Annotated in this window: 22 protein-coding genes; 16 read left to right on the plus strand and 6 right to left on the minus strand. The window is 69.5% G+C overall.

Features of this window, described 5'->3' with window-relative positions; all coding sequences use genetic code 11:
- Positions 1-26 precede the first annotated feature (26 nt).
- Genes FHR20_RS13720 through FHR20_RS13775 form a run of 12 tightly spaced genes read left to right on the plus strand, consistent with a single transcriptional unit; the run spans position 27 to position 8,997 of the window.
- A complete protein-coding gene (locus tag FHR20_RS13720; protein ID WP_167300147.1) occupies positions 27-452 on the plus strand; it encodes a hypothetical protein in 426 nt (141 codons plus the stop codon).
- A 35-nt stretch (positions 453-487) separates the two neighbouring features.
- Positions 488-1,993: a flagellar hook-length control protein FliK gene (locus FHR20_RS13725; RefSeq protein ID WP_167300148.1), complete on the plus strand. Its 1,506-nt coding sequence runs from the start codon at positions 488-490 to the stop codon at positions 1,991-1,993.
- Between the two features lie 18 nt (positions 1,994-2,011).
- Entirely contained in the window at positions 2,012-2,632 is a 621-nt protein-coding gene (locus FHR20_RS13730) for a flagellar basal body-associated FliL family protein (protein ID WP_167300149.1), read from the plus strand.
- A 6-nt stretch (positions 2,633-2,638) separates the two neighbouring features.
- Positions 2,639-3,586 carry a flagellar motor switch protein FliM gene (locus tag FHR20_RS13735; protein ID WP_167300150.1) on the plus strand — a complete coding sequence of 316 codons (948 nt, stop codon included), beginning with the start codon at positions 2,639-2,641 and terminating at the stop codon, positions 3,584-3,586.
- Positions 3,583-3,879 carry a flagellar motor switch protein FliN gene (gene fliN / locus FHR20_RS13740; RefSeq protein WP_086127678.1) on the plus strand — a complete coding sequence of 99 codons (297 nt, stop codon included), beginning with the start codon at positions 3,583-3,585 and terminating at the stop codon, positions 3,877-3,879. The genes FHR20_RS13735 and fliN overlap by 4 nt, the downstream gene beginning before the upstream one ends.
- 4 nt (positions 3,880-3,883) lie before the next feature.
- Positions 3,884-4,132 carry a flagellar biosynthetic protein FliO gene (locus FHR20_RS13745; RefSeq protein WP_167300151.1) on the plus strand — a complete coding sequence of 83 codons (249 nt, stop codon included), beginning with the start codon at positions 3,884-3,886 and terminating at the stop codon, positions 4,130-4,132.
- Positions 4,129-4,959 (plus strand): flagellar type III secretion system pore protein FliP, encoded by an 831-nt coding sequence (gene fliP, locus FHR20_RS13750; RefSeq protein WP_167300152.1) that lies wholly within the window; start codon positions 4,129-4,131, stop codon positions 4,957-4,959. Before FHR20_RS13745 ends, fliP begins: the two co-directional genes overlap by 4 nt.
- A gap of 4 nt (positions 4,960-4,963) precedes the next feature.
- Positions 4,964-5,233, plus strand: a complete 270-nt coding sequence (gene fliQ / locus FHR20_RS13755; protein WP_086127675.1) for a flagellar biosynthesis protein FliQ — start codon at positions 4,964-4,966, stop codon at positions 5,231-5,233.
- 7 nt (positions 5,234-5,240) lie between these two features.
- The gene (gene fliR, locus FHR20_RS13760; RefSeq protein WP_167300153.1) at positions 5,241-6,011 is read left to right on the plus strand and encodes a flagellar biosynthetic protein FliR; all 771 of its coding nucleotides are present in this window, start codon (positions 5,241-5,243) and stop codon (positions 6,009-6,011) included.
- Positions 6,011-7,147 carry an EscU/YscU/HrcU family type III secretion system export apparatus switch protein gene (locus FHR20_RS13765; RefSeq protein ID WP_167300154.1) on the plus strand — a complete coding sequence of 379 codons (1,137 nt, stop codon included), beginning with the start codon at positions 6,011-6,013 and terminating at the stop codon, positions 7,145-7,147. Before fliR ends, FHR20_RS13765 begins: the two co-directional genes overlap by 1 nt.
- Positions 7,148-7,192: 45 nt before the next feature.
- The gene (gene fliD / locus FHR20_RS13770; RefSeq protein ID WP_167300155.1) at positions 7,193-8,599 is read left to right on the plus strand and encodes a flagellar filament capping protein FliD; all 1,407 of its coding nucleotides are present in this window, start codon (positions 7,193-7,195) and stop codon (positions 8,597-8,599) included.
- Positions 8,599-8,997 carry a flagellar export chaperone FliS gene (locus FHR20_RS13775; RefSeq protein ID WP_167300156.1) on the plus strand — a complete coding sequence of 133 codons (399 nt, stop codon included), beginning with the start codon at positions 8,599-8,601 and terminating at the stop codon, positions 8,995-8,997. The genes fliD and FHR20_RS13775 overlap by 1 nt, the downstream gene beginning before the upstream one ends.
- Before the next feature lie 54 nt (positions 8,998-9,051).
- On the opposite strand, the gene FHR20_RS13780 is transcribed toward FHR20_RS13775, so the two are convergent.
- Positions 9,052-10,131 carry a CaiB/BaiF CoA transferase family protein gene (locus FHR20_RS13780; RefSeq protein ID WP_167300157.1) on the minus strand — a complete coding sequence of 360 codons (1,080 nt, stop codon included), beginning with the start codon at positions 10,129-10,131 and terminating at the stop codon, positions 9,052-9,054.
- Positions 10,132-10,229: 98 nt separating this feature from the next.
- Here FHR20_RS13780 and FHR20_RS13785 point away from each other — a divergent pair, with 98 nt between their 5' ends.
- The gene (locus FHR20_RS13785) at positions 10,230-10,775 is read left to right on the plus strand and encodes an NADPH-dependent FMN reductase (protein ID WP_167300158.1); all 546 of its coding nucleotides are present in this window, start codon (positions 10,230-10,232) and stop codon (positions 10,773-10,775) included.
- 51 nt (positions 10,776-10,826) lie between these two features.
- Complete coding sequence (locus FHR20_RS13790; RefSeq protein ID WP_167300159.1) at positions 10,827-11,375, plus strand: response regulator; 549 nt, start codon at positions 10,827-10,829, stop codon at positions 11,373-11,375.
- A gap of 7 nt (positions 11,376-11,382) precedes the next feature.
- Here FHR20_RS13790 and FHR20_RS13795 read toward each other — a convergent pair whose 3' ends face one another.
- Genes FHR20_RS13795 through argH form a run of 5 tightly spaced genes read right to left on the minus strand, consistent with a single transcriptional unit; the run spans position 11,383 to position 15,967 of the window.
- Entirely contained in the window at positions 11,383-12,336 is a 954-nt protein-coding gene (locus FHR20_RS13795; RefSeq protein ID WP_167300160.1) for a CorA family divalent cation transporter, read from the minus strand.
- Positions 12,333-13,064 carry a precorrin-2 dehydrogenase/sirohydrochlorin ferrochelatase family protein gene (locus tag FHR20_RS13800; RefSeq protein ID WP_208413584.1) on the minus strand — a complete coding sequence of 244 codons (732 nt, stop codon included), beginning with the start codon at positions 13,062-13,064 and terminating at the stop codon, positions 12,333-12,335. The genes FHR20_RS13795 and FHR20_RS13800 overlap by 4 nt, the downstream gene beginning before the upstream one ends.
- Positions 13,061-14,323, minus strand: coding sequence for a diaminopimelate decarboxylase (lysA, locus tag FHR20_RS13805; protein WP_167300161.1), 1,263 nt, complete (start codon positions 14,321-14,323; stop codon positions 13,061-13,063). Before lysA ends, FHR20_RS13800 begins: the two co-directional genes overlap by 4 nt.
- Positions 14,324-14,342: 19 nt before the next feature.
- Positions 14,343-14,591, minus strand: a complete 249-nt coding sequence (locus FHR20_RS13810) for a hypothetical protein (RefSeq protein ID WP_086127664.1) — start codon at positions 14,589-14,591, stop codon at positions 14,343-14,345.
- Positions 14,588-15,967 (minus strand): argininosuccinate lyase, encoded by a 1,380-nt coding sequence (gene argH, locus FHR20_RS13815; RefSeq protein WP_167300162.1) that lies wholly within the window; start codon positions 15,965-15,967, stop codon positions 14,588-14,590. Before argH ends, FHR20_RS13810 begins: the two co-directional genes overlap by 4 nt.
- 109 nt (positions 15,968-16,076) lie before the next feature.
- Here argH and FHR20_RS13820 point away from each other — a divergent pair, with 109 nt between their 5' ends.
- Positions 16,077-16,553 (plus strand): TlpA family protein disulfide reductase, encoded by a 477-nt coding sequence (locus tag FHR20_RS13820; RefSeq protein ID WP_341786444.1) that lies wholly within the window; start codon positions 16,077-16,079, stop codon positions 16,551-16,553.
- A complete protein-coding gene (gene rutB / locus FHR20_RS13825) occupies positions 16,550-17,278 on the plus strand; it encodes a pyrimidine utilization protein B (RefSeq protein WP_167300164.1) in 729 nt (242 codons plus the stop codon). The genes FHR20_RS13820 and rutB overlap by 4 nt, the downstream gene beginning before the upstream one ends.

Below are 17,278 nucleotides of genomic sequence, written 5' to 3' on the forward strand. Positions count from 1 at the left end.
TTCGATGGCGGTGCCGGGAATCCAGGATGCCTAGGTCGGCGAAGAAGCTCGGCCGCCTGCTCCGCGTCCGCACGCTCCAGCTCGACCTGGTCCGTGCGGACGAAGTGCGGGCGCTCGCCAAGGTCGATCAGGAAGCCCGGCTGCGCGATCGCATCGCCAATCTGGCGGCGAACGTGGCACCTGCGCCCAGCGTTTCCGAATCGGCGTCGAGCCTGGCCGCGGCCGCGCATTTCCGCGAACGGCTCCACCAGTCCGCCTTCGCCGCCGAGAAGCGCGTCGAAGTGGCCGAGCAGAGCCTGGAGATGGCACGCGCCGCCACGCGCGAGGCGCGCCGCGACCAGAATGCGATCGAGAAGCTGATCACCCGCGCAGAAGCCGATGCCGCGCTCAAGGCGCTGCGCGAGCTGGAACAGCTTCCGCCCATGGGCAAAAATCGGCACGATATTTGCTGAGTGCCTCGTGAACCTAGTGTCACGGGGACCTGAACTTGATCCAGCTCGCTACCGCGCTTCCCGCCATCACCGTGGGGCCCGTCAAGCCGAACGCCGCGATTTCCGCGGATGCGGGCGGCTTCGCGCTGGCGCTGGATGCGTTGATGCCGGAGATCGCGGCACCCGCCATCGTTGCCCGGGGGAAACCGGGCGAGGTGGCGATCCCGTTGCCGATGGGGCAGGAATCTGCCGAGGGCGGCAAGGAATTGCCGGATGCCGTGCCTGGCCTGGACGGCAATGGCGGGGAGCGCGCCGGTTCGGACGCCGAACGGGAGGACGCGGCGACTGCAGAGGATGCGCCGCCGCCGCCCTTCGCCTGGTTCGCCGCCGCGCCGGTGCCGACACCCGCACCCGAGCCGGCCCCCGAAGCGGATGCTCCCCTGCCGATCGAGGGGGGAGACGCGGGCGGCAAGGCCCCGGCGCATCGCGAGATCGCGCTCCCCGAGGCCGGCGTGGCGCCGGACGGCAAGGCGAAGACCGATCGTGCCGGTGCCCGCGCCGCCGCCGAACCGGCCGCACCGATCGCGCCGGAAGCCAAGTCGCAACCCGAAGCGGCGGTGCAAGCCCCGGCGCCGCGCCGGCGCAATGCCGAGATCGCCCCGCCCATCGCGTCCGCTCCGTCGCGCACGGTGCCGGCGCCAGGCGCCGCACGCGGCGATCCGGCCATCGATCCGACCACGGCCGATATGGCCGCTGTCGCCGTTCCGCAGGCAGAGCCGGCAAAGGCTGCCGATACGCCCGGATCCATGCCGTCGCAGCCCGTGCTCGCGCCGGCACCGCGCGAACTCCGCCGGGCTGCCGCCGAGGCGCCGGTGGTGCGCATCGCGCTCGATCGGCCGGCATCGCCCCAGAAGGTGTCGATCGCCGATGTGGCCCAGGGGCGCGAGGCGACCGTCGCTCCGCCACAGGCCGCCGCACCGCCATCGTCGGCCGCCGCGCTCGAACCGGCCCGGCCGGGCACCCCGGCCCGGATGCCGGGCGATTCGCAGCCCGATCTCTCGACGCTCGCCGCGCCGGCCACCGGTGCGCAGACCGCGGCGGCGGCTTCCGCCGCCGGCGCGAGCCAGGACGCCGCGCTCGACATGCGTCACCAGCAATGGACGGCGAAGATGATGGACCGGATCGAGACGCTGCGCGATGCCGCGCCGGCCCGCGAGACCCGCCTCAGCCTGATGCCCGAGGCGCTGGGCAAGGTCGACATCGCGATCCGCCAGGACGATGCCGGCATCCACGTCCAGTTCCATACCGAGAGCCAGGCCGCGCGCCAGCTGATCGCCGACGCCCAGCCCAGGCTGGCGGAGATCGCCGAGCAGCGCGGCATCCGCCTCGGCTCGACCAGCGTCGAATCGAGCGCGACCGGCACTGGAGCCGGCACCGGCAATCCGCAGACGGGGCAGGGCCAGCGCAACGACGCGGCTCCCAACCGCCACCAGCCTTTGGCGGCGCCCGCCGCCCGCCGCGAGGCACAGGCTTCCACCAATGACGACGAACGGGTCGCCTGAGACCCCCGGAGATAGATGATGTCCGACGCCAAGACCGAAAGCGCCGCCGCGCCGAAGAAGAAGAGGAACCTGCTGCTGCTCGTCGGCCTGCCGGTGCTGCTGCTCGGCGGCGGCGGGGGAGCGGCCTTTTACGGCATGCAGGCCGGCTGGTTCAGCGCGACTGCGCATGCCGAGGAGAATGACGAGCCCCGCCTGGTGCCCAAGAGCGAGGAGAAGCGCGCCTCGGCGAAGGAAGGCGGCGAGGGCGGCCATGGCGGCGAAGGCGGGGAGGCCCCCGGCCATGGCGGCAAGCCCACGCCCAAGGGCGAGGGCGGCGACAAATATGCCTCCAGCTATTATCCGATGGAGAAGGAGTTCACCTCCAACCTCCAGGACAGCGTCCATTTCGTCCAGGTCGGCATCGCGGTGTCGACTCCCTATGACGAGCGCGTCCTCGAGAACATCAAGACGCACGAGATCGCGATTCGCTCGGCGGTGCTGATGGCGCTCGGCGAGACGACCGAGGACGAAGTGTTCACCGCCGAGGGCAAGCGCCACATCCAGGATCGCCTCGCCAAGGCGATCAACGGCGTTTTGAAGGAAAAGGAAGGCTTTGGCGGGGTTAGTAACGTCTACTTTACCAATTTCATTGTTCAGTGAACGGGCATGGTTAACAGCCCTTCATCAGACGGCACGGCCGAACGGCGGGAACGCCCCCGAGCCAGCGCGGAGCACGCGCCGGCGCTGGGGACGGCCAACCTGAATCCGTTCGGCGACCTCGTCACGCTGCAGCATCTGAGCGCGCGGCTGGCCAAGTCGTTGAAGGGTGCCTTCGAGGGGCTGCTGCGCAAGGATCTGCGCGCCTGGGCCGAGCCGCTCTCGGTCCAGCGCTTTGCCGACTACAAGGCGGAGCGCGGCAGCGCGCTTTCGGCCTGGCAGCCGATGGCGATGGGCAACGCCCGCGTCCGCGCGCAGTTCGTGCTCGAGGCGGGGCTTGTCTTCGAGATGCTGGACGCCTTTTTCGGCGGAGACGGCGAGGCGCCGCATCCGCTGCCGGGCGAGTTCACGCCGTCCGCAGAGGCCCTGGTCGGCCGGCTTGCCCAGTCGGCCACCCCGCTGCTCGACAGGGCCTGGGAGCCGCTCTCGCGCATCGTCTTCCGCGCCGAGGCCGCGCCCAATCTCGCCGCCGCGCCGGATTTCGGCGCGGACGAGCCGGTCGTCGTCACGCGTTTCGGCCTGGCCGAGGGCGAGGGCCGGCCGCATTTCTTCGACATCCTCTATCCCGTCGCCGCGCTCAAGCCGCACGGTGCCGCGCTGATGGTCAAGGTCCATGGCAACAAGGACGAGGTGGAGCCCGAATGGCGCTCGGGCCTCACCCGCGCGGTGATGGCGGTCACGCTGCCCGTCCGCTCGGTGCTCGCCGAACCGACCATGCCGCTCGGCCGCCTGCTCGAGCTCAAGGAAGGCGATGTCATCCCGATCGATTTCGGCCCCGAGGTTCCGGTGATGGTGGCGAAGCGCCGCCTGGGCACCGGCCTTGTCGGCACCGCCAACGGCCGCGCGGCCGTCCGTCTCACTTCGCTCGAACCGATCAACGCAGAGGACTTCCAATGAACGACATGACGGCCGCATTCCAGGTCGACACTGCCGTCGCCGCCAATTTCCGGCTGTTGCAGGACGTCGACGTCAAGCTGACCGTCGAGATCGGTTCGACCCGGCTGACGCTGCGCGAACTGCTGGCGCTCGGCGAGAGCAGCGTGATCGAGCTCGATCGCGAGGCCAACGAGCTGCTCGACGTGTTCGTCAACGGCACGCTGATCGGCCGCGGCGAAGTGGTCACGGTCGGCGAGAAGTTCGGCGTGCGGATGACCGAGCTGGTCAGCCCGGACAAGCGCGCGGGCCGCTGATCCCATGACCTGGTACATCATCAAGCTGATCGTGCTGCTGCCGCTCGTCTGCGGCCTGCTGGTCGGCTGCCTCTATGCCTGGCGCAAGCTCGAAAGCCGCCTGCCCAGGAACCAGACGACGCGCATGGTGCAGCTCAAGGAGACGATGCTGCTCTCCCCCGGGCTGCGCCTCGCCGTCATCGAGTTCGAGGGGCAGAAGCTGCTCGTCTCGGTGAGCCGCAGCGGCGTGACGCTGGTGGACAAGCAGCAATGACGCGGGCGCTCATCCCGGCGCCGCGCACGGTCGGCGGGCGCGCGGCGCTGTTCATCGGGCTGCTCGCCTTCCTGGTGCTCTTCGCCTTCCCGGCCTTCGCCCAGGGCGCGGCGCCGGTCGCGCCCGCCCCGGTCGCCACGCCGGGCGTGGGCGACGCGGTCGATCGCGCGCTCGGCGACCTGGGCGGCGGCAACGCGCCGCTCAGCCTGTCGCTCCAGGTCCTCATCATCATGGGCCTGCTCACGGTGCTGCCGGGCATCCTGCTGATGATGACCAGCTTCACGCGGATCATCATCGTGCTGGCGCTGCTGCGCCAGGCGCTCGGGCTCCAGCAGACCCCGCCCAACCAGGTGCTGATCGGCCTGGCGATGTTCCTGAGCTTCTTCGTGATGGCGCCGACGCTCACCACCATGAACGTCAACGCGATCCAGCCCTATTCGGCGGGCAAGATCGGCGCGACCGAGATGATCGCCAAGTCGGGCGAGGCGCTGCACGGCTTCATGATCAAGCAGACCCGCACCAAGGACGTCACCCTGTTCGCCGGGCTCGCGAAGAGCGGCCCCTATGCCAAGCCGCAGGACGTGCCGTTCTCGGTGCTGCTGCCCGCCTTCGTGACGAGCGAGCTCAAGACCGCCTTCCAGATCGGCTTCCTCATCTTCCTCCCCTTCATCGTCATCGATCTCGTCGTCGCCACCGTGCTGATGGCGCTGGGCATGATGATGATGTCGCCCACGATCATTTCGCTGCCCTTCAAGCTGCTGCTCTTCGTCCTGGTCGACGGATGGGCGCTGACGATGGGCTCGCTTGCCTCCAGCTTCGTGAGTTAGCGCCATGGACGCCGATTATTTCCTCACCGTCGGTCGCGAGGCGATGTGGGTGCTCGCACTCGCCGCCACGCCGATCCTGGTGCCGGCCCTGCTCGCGGGCCTGGTGCTCGGCATGGTCCAGGCGGCCACGTCGATCCAGGAGCAGACGCTCACCTTCGTGCCCAAGCTGATCGTGGTCGCGCTCAGCCTGATCATCTTCGGTTCGATGATCATGGGGCTGCTCGGCGATTTCACCACGAGCATCTTCGAGCGCATCCCGGACCTGGTGAAGTAATCCCGCGATGATGGGCTTCGGCCTCTCGATCGAGCCGCAGCTCTGGGCGCTGCTGTTCGCCATGGTGCGGATCGGCGCGGCCTTCGTCGCGGCGCCGGTGTTCAGCGCAGTGGCGATTCCGCTGCCCGCACGCATCGCGCTCACCGGCGCGATCGGCGTACTCGTGATGAACGTCGCGCACGTCGCGCCGCCCGCCGAGATCTTCTCGCTCACGACCTTCCTCGCCATCGCGGCGGAAGCGCTGATCGGCCTCGCCATGGGCTTCGTGCTCCAGCTCGCCTTCGCCGCGCCGATGGTGGCGAGCGAAGTGATCTCGATGTCGATGGGCCTGGGCTTCGCCAATGCCGTCGACCCGGCGAGCGGCCATGCGACGCCGGCGATCGGCACCTTCCTGTCGCTGATGCTGACCCTGATCTTCCTCTCGCTCGACGGGCATCTCGTCCTGGTCGACCTGGTCGTGCGCAGCTATCAGGTGATGCCGCCCGGCGCCTGGATCGCGCCCGAGCGGCTGCTCGGCATCGCGATGTTCGGCGGCTATACCTTCCTCGCCGGCCTCCTGCTCTCGCTGCCGATCGGCTTTCTGCTGCTCTGCCTCAACCTGATCGTCGGCATGCTGAGCCGCGCCGCGCCCGCGCTCAACCTGTTCGCCGTGGGCCTGCCCGCCAGCCTGCTCTTCGGCGTGGTCGCGCTGCTGCTCGCGTTGCCCGCCATGGGGGATTATCTCGTCGTCATCATCCGCGAAGCGCTCGCGATGATGCCGCAGCTGGTGCTCGGCTGATGTCGGAGTCCGGCGGCGAAAAGACGGAAGCCCCGACACCCAAGCGCAAGCGCAAGGCAGCGGACGAAGGCCAGATCCTCAGTTCGAAGGACTTCGGCACCGCGCTGATCGTCCTGCTCGGCTGCGCCTGGATGGCGATGCTGGGTCCGGCGCTGATCCGCGCCTGCAAGGAAGTGATGGTCGGCAGCTTCAGCTTCGGCCGCGCCGATATCGAGGATTTCGAGCCCTGGCGCCCGATCGCCGAGGCGGGGTGGAAACTCGCGCTGCCGATCGGCGGGCTGCTGCTGGTCGCGGTGGCGGGCGCGGTGCTCAGCCATGCCGGGCTCGCCGGGCTGCGCTGGAACGCCAAGCTGTTCGCGCCCAAGGCCTCGCGCATCAATCCGGGCTCGGGCCTGAAGCGCATCTTCGGCCCCACCGGCTGGATCGAGATGGGCAAGGCGCTGCTCAAGGTCGTGCTGCTCGGCAGCATCGGCACCTGGCTGCTCTGGTCGCTCACCCGCCGCTCGCTGGGGCTGGTCGAGGCCGATCTGCACGGCGCGATCGGCGCGATGGGCGGCGAGTTCCTGATGCTGCTCTTCGTCATGGCCGGCGGGCTGATGCTGATCGCGGGCATCGACCTGCCGATCCAGATCCTCCGGCACATGAACCGGCTGCGCATGACCAAGCAGGAAGTGAAGGACGAGCACAAGGAAAGCGAAGGCTCGCCCGAAGCCAAGGCCGCGCAGCGCCAGCGTCAGCGCCAGATCCTGAAGGGCGGCTTCCGCAAGGCGGTGGAGACCGCGCATGTGGTGATCACCAACCCGACGCACTTCGCCGTGGCGCTGCGCTACGAGCAGGGCAGGGACCAGGTGCCGGTGGTGGTGGCCAAGGGGCGCGGCGCCACTGCGCTGGCGATCCGCGAGCTCGCCGGCGAGCTCGACGTGCCGATCCTCGAATATCCGCAGCTCGCCCGCGCGGTCTATTACACCAGCAAGGAAAATCAGGAGATCCGCGACGATCTCTACATGGCGGTGGCGACGGTGCTCGCCTTCGTCTTCCAGGTGAGCAGCCGCGCCGGCGCGGTCCAGCCGGCGATCACGGTGCCCGAGACGGCACTTTTCGACGAGAACGGCCTGAAACAGGCGCGCACGCACTAAAGGCATGGCCGCAGCGGCCGTTTACCGGAAGAGCAGGGGGACGAGATGGCCGTCGAATCGATCGCAAAGACGCTGGGCACCGGATCGGGGATCGACATCACCGCGCTGGTCCAGTCGCTCGTCGACAACAGCTTCGCCAACAAGAACCAGGCGCTCACCAACAAGGGCACCGCGCTCACCACGCAGATTTCCACCGTGGGGACGATCAAGAGCAACATCAGCGACTTCGCCTCGGCGCTTGCGTCGCTCACCAGCTCGGGCTCGCTCGCCACCCAGCCGACCAGCTCGAACACCGGCATCCTCGGCATCACACGCCTGTCGGGCGCCGATCTCACCGGGCTGAGCGCGACGATGGAGGTGCGCCAGCTCGCCCAGGGCCAGGTCTCCAGCTCGCCGTCCTTCGGCGGCGGCAGCGGCTCGGTCGTCGGCCCGGGCAAGCTCACCCTCACCTTCGGTACCGCGACGGTGGCCGATGGCGCGATGACCGGCTTCACCGCCGGCACGGCCACGCCGATCGACATCACCATCGATTCGCCCAACGCGACGCTTTCGGATGTCGCCGCCGCGATCAACGCGAAGAAGGCCGGCGTCACCGCGACGATCCTGAGCGATTCGAACGGCGCCCGGCTTGTGCTCAAGAGCGGAACCGGCTCGTCCCAGGCCTTCACGCTGAGCGGCACCGACGGCCTTGCCCAGCTCGCGGTCGGCCCCGGTGCCGGCGGATCGACGATCAACGCGGCCGCGCAGGATGCCCGGGTCGCGCTCGACGGTGTCGAGGCGAAATATCCGACCAACAGCATTACCACGATGATTCCCGGCGCGCGGATCGATCTGGTCTCCGCCTCGGTCGGCACCAAGGTGATGATCGGCGCCAGCGCGCCGACGAGCGCGATCAGCCAGGCGGTGGCCAACTTCGTCGAAACCTACAACCAGGTGTTCAAGGCGGTGCAGGAGGCGACCGATCCGATCAACGGCCCGCTCAAGTCCGATCCTGCGGCGAAGCAGCTGCTCCAGCAGCTCAAGCGGCTGACGCTCAGCGCGCTCGTCCCCGGCGCGAGCAAGAACGCGCCGTCCGCGCTCGCCGATATCGGCGTGAAGACCAACCGCGACGGCACGCTCAGCCTCGATACCGCGCGCCTCTCCAAGGTGCTGACCACCTATCCGAGCGATGTCGAGAAGATGTTCACGGAGAATGCCGGCCTCACCAAGGCGCTTTCCGACGTCGCGGCGATCGCCACGAACTCCAAGACCGGCCTGGGCGCGAGTGCCGACAAATACGCCAAGGCGCAGGACGATCTCGCGGACGAGAAGACCAAGATCGCGGCGGATACCCAGAAGATGCGCGACCGCATGACGCAGCAGTTCGCGGCGATGGATGCGAAGGTGGCGGCCTACAAGTCGACCCAGACCTTCCTCAAGCAGCAGATCGATTCCTGGAACGCGAAGAGCTGATGCGGTACGCCTCGGCGCTCGCCGCCAACCCTGCCGATACCTATCGCCAGATCGATATCGTCGGCCGCACCGCCGGCGGCGATCCGCATGCGCTGGTCGGGCTGCTCTACGAAGAGGGCATTGCCGCGTTGCGCACGGCGGCCTGGGCGGTGGAGCGCAGCAACTATTCGGTGCGCGGCGAGCGCGTGGCGCGGGCCACCGCAATCCTCTTCGCGCTGGAAGCCGGGCTGGATTTCGAGCGCGGCGGCGAAGTCGCCCGCACGCTCGCCACCTTCTATCACGGGCTGCGCGGCGAGGTCCTGCAGGCCGCCACCGGCACCGATCCGGCACCCTTTCGCGAGGCAGCGAACAGCCTGGACGAGATCGCCCGCGCCTGGAGCAGCCTGAAGGCGGGCTAGACCGGATCGCCGATCCCGCCTCCCCCGCCCCAGGATCCCGCATCGCAAGCCGCGCTAGGACCAGCGCGCGAGGATGTCGGCCACGGCCTCGTCCACCGGTGGCGTCGCCTCGGTCGGCGTGGCGGAGAAGCGCGGCGCCGGCATCGGCTGCATCGCCCCGCCCTGCACGGCGAAGGTCCCGCGCGTGCGGTTGTGCGGATGGAGCGGCGCCTCGGTGAGCGAGAGCACGGGCGTCACGCAGCCGTCGCCCGCTTCGAACAGCGCTGCCCATTCGTCGCGCCCGCGCGAGGCGAAGGCGGCGGCGAACGCTTCGGTGAGCGCCGGCCAGCGGGCACGGTCATATTGGTCGAACCCGTCCGGCGCGATGCCGAGCCCCTCGCAAAGCGCGCGAAAGGCATGCGGTTCGAGCGCGCCGACCGCCACGTGCCGCCCATCGGCACAGGCATAGCAACGGTAATAGGGCGCGCCCCCGTCGATCATGTTCGCCGCCCGGGCATCGGCCCAGCGGCCCGAGGCGTGGAGCGCATAATAGAGCGACATCATCGCGGCGGCGCCGTCGGTCTGCGCCGCCTCGATCACCTGGCCGCGGCCGGTCGCCTGGGCGGCGAGGATGGCCGAGACCAGGCCGAGCGCGAGGAACAGCGAGCCGCCGGCATATTCGCCGATCAGGTTGAGCGGGGGCACCGGCGCGGCGGCGGGGCCGATGGCGTGCAGTGCGCCCGAGAGTGCGAGATGGTTGATGTCGTTGCCCGGCGTGCCGGCGAGCGGCCCTTCGCGCCCCCAGCCGCTGGCGCGGGCATAGACGAGGCGCGGATTGAGCGCGAGGCAGCGGGCCGGATCGAGCCCCACCTGCTCGGCGACGCCGGGGCGATAGCCTTCGATCACGCCGTCCGCCTGGGCGATCAGCGCCAGCGCCTGTTCGCGCCCCGCCGCCTGGCTCAGGTCGAGCGAGACTTGCGAGCGGCCGCGATAGAGGTTCGCCGCCACCGTGCTGGCTTCGCTTCCCGGCCGGCGGATCCGCACCACGTCGCAGCCCAGGTCGGCGAGCAGCATGCCCGCGAACAGCACGGCGCCGGGCATGTCGAGCTCGACGATGCGCACGCCCGCCAGGGGCCCGTGCGTAGCTGCAACCATCATGTCCCCCACAGGTGATTCCGCCGATCCATAGCCTTTGCCTGCGCCTCAGGTCCACGCACTGGCGCTCGTCCCGGCTTTAGGTTAGCGGGAAAGCCATGTCGGCACCTCACATCGTCGCGCTGGGCGGCACCCTGCGGCCCGAATCCGCCACCGGGCGGCTGCTCGCGGCAACGCTCGAAATGGCCGCGGCGCGCGGCGCCCGCACCACCTTGCTCACCGGCGAGGCGATCGCCTTCCCGCATTACGAGCCCGGCAATGTCGAGGGGAACGACGCGGTCGGCCGCTATCTGGAGGCGTTGCGCACCGCCGATGCGGTGATCGTCGGCTCGCCCGGCTATCACGGCACGCTCTCCGGGCTGGTCAAGACCGCGCTCGACTATGTCGAGGCGCTGAGCAAGGACGAGCGCCCCTATCTCGACGGCCTGCCGGTGGGTCTCATCGCCACTGCCGCGGGCTGGCAGGCGGCGGTCTCGACGCTGCAGGCGCTGCGTACCATCACCCATGCGCTGCGCGGCTGGCCGACGCCGATGGGCCTGGCGATCAACACCGCCGAGCCGGGCGACGCGGTGGACAAGTGCAACGGCCCGATGGACGTGATGGTGGGCCAGATCTTCACCTTTCTGGAACGCCGTTCCGGCTAGGGTTGCCCGGCATTTAACGCTTTCGTGAGGCTTGCTTCCTAGAATGGAAGCATGGACGAGGCTTCGGCACAGGATGGCATCGGCAATCGCCGACGCGCCACGCGCACCATCCTGGCGGTCGACGACAGCCGGACCAATCTCCATGTCCTCGCGCATCGCCTGGGCCAGCTCGGCTATCTCGTCGTGCTCGCCGATCGCGGATCGCAGGCGCTCGAGCTGATCTCGGCGCGCGGCTTCGATCTGGTGCTGCTCGACCGGGTGATGCCGGAAGTGCCCGGGCTCCATGTGCTGCACGAGATCCGCGGCACGCGCGACACGGCCGACCTGCCGGTGATCATGGTCACCAGCCATGACGAGCCGGGCGCCGCCGTGGAGGCGCTGCAGGCCGGCGCCGACGACTATCTGGCGGCGCCCTATCCCTTCGAGGAGCTGGCCGCGCGGATCGAGCGCACCTTGTCGCGGTCCGACCGGATGGAGGAGCTGAAGCGCTCCAACCTCGCGCTCGACGCGCGCATCGCCGCGCGGGCGATCGAGCTGGGCGAAGTGCGCGGCGAGCTCGCCATGGCCCGGGTCGAGCTCGAGCGCCGCCAGCGCGCCTGAGCGCGGCTCAGCGCTCGAACCAGTGCCGCCCGACGAAATAGGCGGTGATCACGAAGGCGGTCGCCAGGCAGAGGATCGCGATCGCGTCGAACGCCCAGGGCTCCTTCGCGAACCACAGTCCCTCGACGTTCATGCCATAGAGCCCAGTGATGAAGGTCAGTGGCAGGAACACCATCGCCGCCACCGCGATCACCAGCGAGCGCTGGTCGATCAGCTCGGCGCGCAGGTCGGTGAGCGTCTCGTGGGTGAGCGCGGCGCGCTCGCGGATGCTCTCCAGCTCCTCGGCCATGCGGGCGGCGCGATCGGCGGCGGCGGCGAGGTGGAGCCGGTCGTCATCGGCCAGCCATTCGACCGGCAGCCCGGCGAGCTTCTCCAGCGCCGCGCGCTGCGGATAGAGGAAACGGCGCAGCCCGATCGCCTTCACCCGCGTCTCGTTGACGAGCCGGCGCAGGTCGAAGGCGCGGTGCTGCGAGATATGCTCCTCGCAATCGTCCAGCGAATCGCCCAGCTCGGCGACCATGGGATCGAGCTCCTCGGTGATCGCCTGGGCGATCGCGGCGATCAGGTCGCCGGGATCGAGGATCCTGCCGTCCTCCACCTGCTTGCGCACCGGCTGGATCGCGTTGAGCTGCTTGCGCGAGACCGAGAAGACGCAGCCGCCATGCGCGTAGATGCGGATCGAGGCGAGCGGATCGGAATCTCCCAGCGCCTCGGACGACATGCCGCGCAGGTTGACCAGTGCCGCCGGGCCGAACAGGTCGCAGCGCGGACGGGTCTCCATCGCGGTGAGCGCATCGATCACCGGCTGGGCCAGCTTGGCCTCGCCGCCCAGCCAGAGCTGGGCGCGCTCGTCATTGGTGTTGAGGTGGATCCAGCTGAGGCTGGCATCCTGCCCGAGCGCTTCCTTCAGGATCGGCTGCGCGACGTTCCCGTCGCGGACGATATAGGCGAAGCCGCTCATCCGGCGATCTCCAGCCATATCGACAGGCCGGGGCCCGGCGCTTCGGGAGGGGCCGTGAGGGCGATGCGCGGGGCATCGGCGCGGGCGCGGTCGAGAATGGCGGTCGGCACGGCGGGAAGGTGGTACACACGCTCGGCCTGCGCAAGCGCGCGCGCCTGGCGGAGCGTCAGATCGTCCGGATCGGCGCTGTGCAGGGTGAAGCGCAGCAGCCGCGCCGCCGCCGGCGCGCGCAGCCGTTCCACCACGTCGCGGTCAAGCCCCTCCGCCAGCGCGGCGGCGATGGCGCGGCGGCGATCGGCCATGTCGGGGAAGCGCGCCCGCAATTCGGGCCGGGCCGCGTGGAGCGCGCGCGCGGTATCGCCCAGATCGGCGGGCAGCTCGGCCTCCAGCTTCTGGCGCAGCGCCGCCGCCAGCCCGGCCGACACGCCGCCCGTGCCCACCGCCACCAGCACCGGATCGCGTTCCACGATCGCGGGCAGGGTGAAGTCGCACAGATCCGGCCGATCGACGGCATTCACGAGCACGCCGCGCGCGCGGAGGCGCGCGACGACGGGTTCGGGATCGTCCGCGGCGACGATGGCGAGCGAAGCCGTGGCATCCTCGTCGACGATCGCCGCGCCGGCGCGTTCCAGCAGCCTGCGCTTGGCCTCCGCCGCCTCGCCCGTGCCGATCAGCATGACCGGCCGCCCCGCCAGCTTCACGAAGATCGGCAGGGCGGTCAGCGTCATGGTTCCAGCCAGTCCGGGATCTGTTCCGCGCCCATGATCGTCTCGGCCGTGATCCGGCCCGCGACCACCTCGAAGCGATCGCCCGAGACGAGCACTTCGGGCACCAGTGCCCGGCTGTTATAGGTGCTGGCCATGGTCGCGCCATAGGCGCCGGCGCTCTGCAGCACCGCCAGGTCGCCGCTCTTCACCCGGTCGATCTCGCGATTCTTGAGGAAGACGTCGCTGCTCTCGCAGACCGGGCCGGCGACGTTCGCCACCATCGTCCCGCCATCGGGCGTGACCGAGGCGAAGCCGTGCCAGGCATCGTAGAGCGCGACGCGGGCCAGGTCGTTCATCGCAGCGTCGACCACCACCCAGGGATTGGTCACGCCCGGCTTCACCCACAGCACTTCGGTGAGCAGCACGCCGGCATCGGCCGAGATGTGGCGGCCCGGCTCGAACATCAGCTCGACGTCCCAGTCCCGGGTCACGCGCGCGACCATCTCGCCGAATGCGGCCGAAGTCGGCGGCACGTCGCCGGGCTTGTAGGCGACGCCCAGCCCGCCGCCCAGGTCGACATGGGTGATCGCATGCCCCGCGGCGCGCAGCTCGGCGACGAGGCGACCGACTCGCTCGAACGCGGCCTCGAGCGGATCGAGGCTCAGCAGCTGGCTGCCGATGTGCACCGCCACGCCGCGCAGGTTGATGCCCTCCAGCTTCGCCAGCCGGTCGAAGATCGCCGGGGCCTGGTCGATCGGCAGGCCGAACTTGTTCTCCGCCTTGCCGGTGGAGATCTTCTCGTGCGTGCCGGCATCCACGTCCGGATTGACGCGCAGGGCCGCCGGGGCGGTCATCCCCCTGGAGCGCGCGATCTCGGCAAGGACGACGCCTTCTTCCTCCAGCTCGAGGTTGAACTGGCCGATTCCGGCATCGAGCGCCTGATGCAGTTCCTTGCGCGTCTTGCCGACGCCGGAGAACACCACGTCATGCGCCGGGATGCCGGCGGCCAGCGCGCGCGACAGCTCGCCGCCCGAGACGACGTCGGCACCGAAGCCCTCATTGGCGAGCAGGCGGAGCACCGCGAGGTTCGGGTTGGCCTTCACCGCGAAGGCGACATGATGCCGGCCGACCGGCTCCAGCCCCTTGCGGAAGGCGCGTGCAGCTTCGCGGAACGCCTCGGTCGAATAGACATAGACGGGGGTGCCGACCTGCTCGGCGATGCGCGCGAGCGGAACATTCTCGGCGTGCAGCGCACCGCCGATCACTTCGAAATGAGACACTGAAAGACTTTCTGTGGGCTTAGCGCGGCGGCAGATCGAAGGTGTCGCTGCGCCGCTGGTCCGAGCTTTGGATGAGATCGTCGCTGCGCGCGGGGCGCGTCTGCGTCGGCGGATTGAGGAGATCGCCCGGCGACGGCGTCGCTCGCGCGCCATAGGGCGCGGGAGGGAGCGAGGCCGCCGCCACGGGTTTGAGCGCTTCCCGCGCGCCACAGCTCGCCAGGGCGAGCCCGCCCGTGCACGCGATCGTCAGCACCACCAGTCGCTTCATCGCTCTTCCTCCTGGCGGCGCTTCCTCGCCGCCGCGATCGCTTCCCGCACGCGCCTGGGCGAAGTGCCGCCAAAGCTCGTCCGGCTCGACACCGAAGCGTCGACGCTGAGAACGCCATATACGCGTTCATCGATGCGCGTGTCGATTTCCTTGAGTTGGGTGATCGATAGCTGATCGAGACGTATGCCCTCGCCTTCCGCCTTCGCCACGGCGCGCCCGGTGATGTGGTGCGCCTCGCGGAACGGGATGCCGCCCTCGCGCACCAGCCAGTCGGCCAGGTCGGTGGCGGTGGAGAAGCCGGCCTCGGCGGCGGCGCGCATCCGGTCGAGCCGGAAGGCCGCGCTCTCCACCATGCCGGTCATCGCCGCGATGCTCAGGCCGAGCAGGTCGTGCGCTTCGAACACCGGCGGCTTGTCGTCCTGCATGTCCTTCGAATAGGCGAGCGGCAGGCCCTTCATCGTGATCATGAGGGACACGAGCGCGCCGGTGATCCGGCCCGAATGCCCGCGCACCAGCTCGGCGGCGTCGGGGTTGCGCTTCTGCGGCATGATCGAGCTGCCGGTCGACCATTGGTCGCTCAGCGAGACGAAGCCGAAGGGCTGGCTCGCCCAGATCACGAATTCCTCGGCCAGGCGGCTGAGGTGGAGCGCGGTCTGCGCGGCGGCGGTGAGATATTCGATCGCGAAGTCGCGGTCCGATACCGAATCGAGCGAGTTGCGCGTCGGCCCGTCGAAGCCCAGCGCCTTCGCCGTCGCCTCGCGGTCGAGGTTGAAGCCGGTGCCGGCCAGTGCCGCCGAGCCGAGCGGGCAGAGGTTCAGGCGCGCGCGGGCATCCTTCAGGCGGCTGCGGTCGCGCGCGAACATCTCGAAATAGGCCATCAGGTGATGGCCGAGCGTCACCGGCTGGGCGACCTGGAGATGGGTGAAGCCGGGCATCACGCTGTCGGCATGCTCCTCGGCGCGGGCGAGCAGCGCGTCCTGGAGGGCGCCCAGCGCCGCCTCGGCCTGGTCGACCGCGTCGCGCACCCAGAGGCGGAAATCGGTCGCCACCTGGTCGTTGCGCGAGCGGGCGGTGTGGAGGCGCCCCGCGGCCGGGCCGATCTTCGCCGCCAGCCGCGATTCGGCGAGCATGTGGATGTCTTCGAGCGCCAGGTCCTCGGGCACGCCCTCGGCCTCGAAATCGGCGGCGACTTCGCCCAGGCCGGCATGGATCGCCGCGGCGTCCTCCGCCGCGACGATGCCCTGTGCGCCCAGCATCGCCACATGCGCCTGGCTGCCGCGCAGGTCCTGGCGCCACATCCGCTTGTCGAAGGGGATGGATGCGTTAATCTCGCGCATCACCGCGGACGGGCCTTCGGCGAAGCGCCCGCCCCACATGGCATTGGAGCTGTCCTTGCGCTCGGCTATCTCACTTCTCCTTCTGGCCACGCTGGCGATCGCGGGGTGCGATAAGCGCTCCGGCTCCGGAAGCCAAGCAAACGAAACTATGCCGACGGCCAATGGCGCTGCCGCGGTGCCGGCGCGCGCGGTCGATCGCTCGCACAAGGGGGAGGCGGCACCGGACTTCGCCTTTCTCGACCCGGAGGGCAAGAAGACCACGCTCGCCGCGTTCAGGGGCAAGCCGGCGCTGCTCAACCTCTGGGCGACCTGGTGCGTGCCCTGCCGCGCCGAGATGCCGACGCTCGATGCGCTGGCCGGGCAAAGGGGCGATGCGCTGACGGTGATCACGCTGAGCCAGGACGGGAAGGAAAGCGTCGGGCAGGTCCTGCCCTATTTCACCAAGTCCGGGTTCAAGAACCTCAAGCCCTGGACCGATCCGGACATGGCCTTCAGCCTCGGCATGAACGCCAACCTGCCGACCACCATCCTCTATGATTCGGCTGGCAGGGAAGTCTGGCGGGTCTCGGGCGACATGGACTGGGCCGGCGCGAAGGCGGCCGCGCTGCTGGCCGAGGCGTCATGACCGGCGAAGTCTCGGTCGGCCGCGACCTTTCCGGCCCGCGCATCGTCACGCTTCCCGCCCGGCCCGAGCCGATCCGGGTCAGCGCCGACGAGACCGCGATCGTCGTGATCGACATGCAGAACGCCTATGCCTCGCCCGGCGGCTATGTCGACCAGGCGGGGTTCGACATTGCGGGCTCGGCCGGGACGATCGGCAAGATCGCCGCGGTGCTCGATACGGCGCGGGCCGCCGGCATGCCGGTGATCTATCTGCAGAATGGCTGGGACGCCGATTATGTCGAGGCCGGCGGTCCGGGCTCGCCCAACTGGCACAAGTCCAACGCGCTGAAGACGATGCGCGCGCGGCCCGAGCTCCAGGGCAAGCTGCTCGCGCGCGGCAGCTGGGATTACGAGCTGGTCGATGCGCTTGCCCCGAAGCCGGGCGACATCCGCCTCCACAAGACGCGCTACAGCGCCTTCTTCAACTCGCAGCTCGATTCGACGCTGCGGGCGCGCGGCATCCGCAACATCGTCTTCGTCGGCATCGCCACCAATGTCTGCGTCGAGAGCACGCTGCGCGACGGCTTCCATCTCGAATATTTCGGCGTGATGCTCGAAGATGCCACGCATCATCTGGGGCCGCCGATGATGCAGGAAGCGACGGTCTACAATGTCGAGAAGTTCTTCGGCTGGGTCTCGACCACCGCCGACTTCTGCGGCAGCTTCGGCCAATTGCCCAGGGAGTGA

The organism is Sphingomonas leidyi, from assembly GCF_011761945.1.
Classification (GTDB): Bacteria; Pseudomonadota; Alphaproteobacteria; order Sphingomonadales; family Sphingomonadaceae; genus Sphingomonas; species Sphingomonas leidyi.

Bases quoted from the DNA above. Each gene is read 5' to 3' on its own strand.
- FHR20_RS13810 (WP_086127664.1), bottom strand. From the start codon at position 14,591: ATGAAGCGACTGGTGGTGCTGACGATCGCGTGCACGGGCGGGCTCGCC.
- argH (WP_167300162.1), bottom strand. From the start codon at position 15,967: ATGTGGGGCGGGCGCTTCGCCGAAGGCCCGTCCGCGGTGATGCGCGAG.
- FHR20_RS13765 (WP_167300154.1), top strand. From the start codon at position 6,011: ATGTCGGAGTCCGGCGGCGAAAAGACGGAAGCCCCGACACCCAAGCGC.
- FHR20_RS13775 (WP_167300156.1), top strand. From the start codon at position 8,599: ATGCGGTACGCCTCGGCGCTCGCCGCCAACCCTGCCGATACCTATCGC.
- FHR20_RS13820 (WP_341786444.1), top strand. From the start codon at position 16,077: ATGCCGACGGCCAATGGCGCTGCCGCGGTGCCGGCGCGCGCGGTCGAT.
- FHR20_RS13780 (WP_167300157.1), bottom strand. From the start codon at position 10,131: ATGGTTGCAGCTACGCACGGGCCCCTGGCGGGCGTGCGCATCGTCGAG.
- fliQ (WP_086127675.1), top strand. From the start codon at position 4,964: ATGGACGCCGATTATTTCCTCACCGTCGGTCGCGAGGCGATGTGGGTG.
- fliN (WP_086127678.1), top strand. From the start codon at position 3,583: ATGAACGACATGACGGCCGCATTCCAGGTCGACACTGCCGTCGCCGCC.
- fliP (WP_167300152.1), top strand. From the start codon at position 4,129: ATGACGCGGGCGCTCATCCCGGCGCCGCGCACGGTCGGCGGGCGCGCG.
- fliR (WP_167300153.1), top strand. From the start codon at position 5,241: ATGATGGGCTTCGGCCTCTCGATCGAGCCGCAGCTCTGGGCGCTGCTG.
- FHR20_RS13735 (WP_167300150.1), top strand. From the start codon at position 2,639: ATGGTTAACAGCCCTTCATCAGACGGCACGGCCGAACGGCGGGAACGC.
- FHR20_RS13730 (WP_167300149.1), top strand. From the start codon at position 2,012: ATGTCCGACGCCAAGACCGAAAGCGCCGCCGCGCCGAAGAAGAAGAGG.
- fliD (WP_167300155.1), top strand. From the start codon at position 7,193: ATGGCCGTCGAATCGATCGCAAAGACGCTGGGCACCGGATCGGGGATC.
- FHR20_RS13785 (WP_167300158.1), top strand. From the start codon at position 10,230: ATGTCGGCACCTCACATCGTCGCGCTGGGCGGCACCCTGCGGCCCGAA.
- FHR20_RS13800 (WP_208413584.1), bottom strand. From the start codon at position 13,064: ATGACGCTGACCGCCCTGCCGATCTTCGTGAAGCTGGCGGGGCGGCCG.
- rutB (WP_167300164.1), top strand. From the start codon at position 16,550: ATGACCGGCGAAGTCTCGGTCGGCCGCGACCTTTCCGGCCCGCGCATC.
- FHR20_RS13720 (WP_167300147.1), top strand. From the start codon at position 27: ATGCCTAGGTCGGCGAAGAAGCTCGGCCGCCTGCTCCGCGTCCGCACG.
- FHR20_RS13790 (WP_167300159.1), top strand. From the start codon at position 10,827: ATGGACGAGGCTTCGGCACAGGATGGCATCGGCAATCGCCGACGCGCC.
- FHR20_RS13745 (WP_167300151.1), top strand. From the start codon at position 3,884: ATGACCTGGTACATCATCAAGCTGATCGTGCTGCTGCCGCTCGTCTGC.
- FHR20_RS13795 (WP_167300160.1), bottom strand. From the start codon at position 12,336: ATGAGCGGCTTCGCCTATATCGTCCGCGACGGGAACGTCGCGCAGCCG.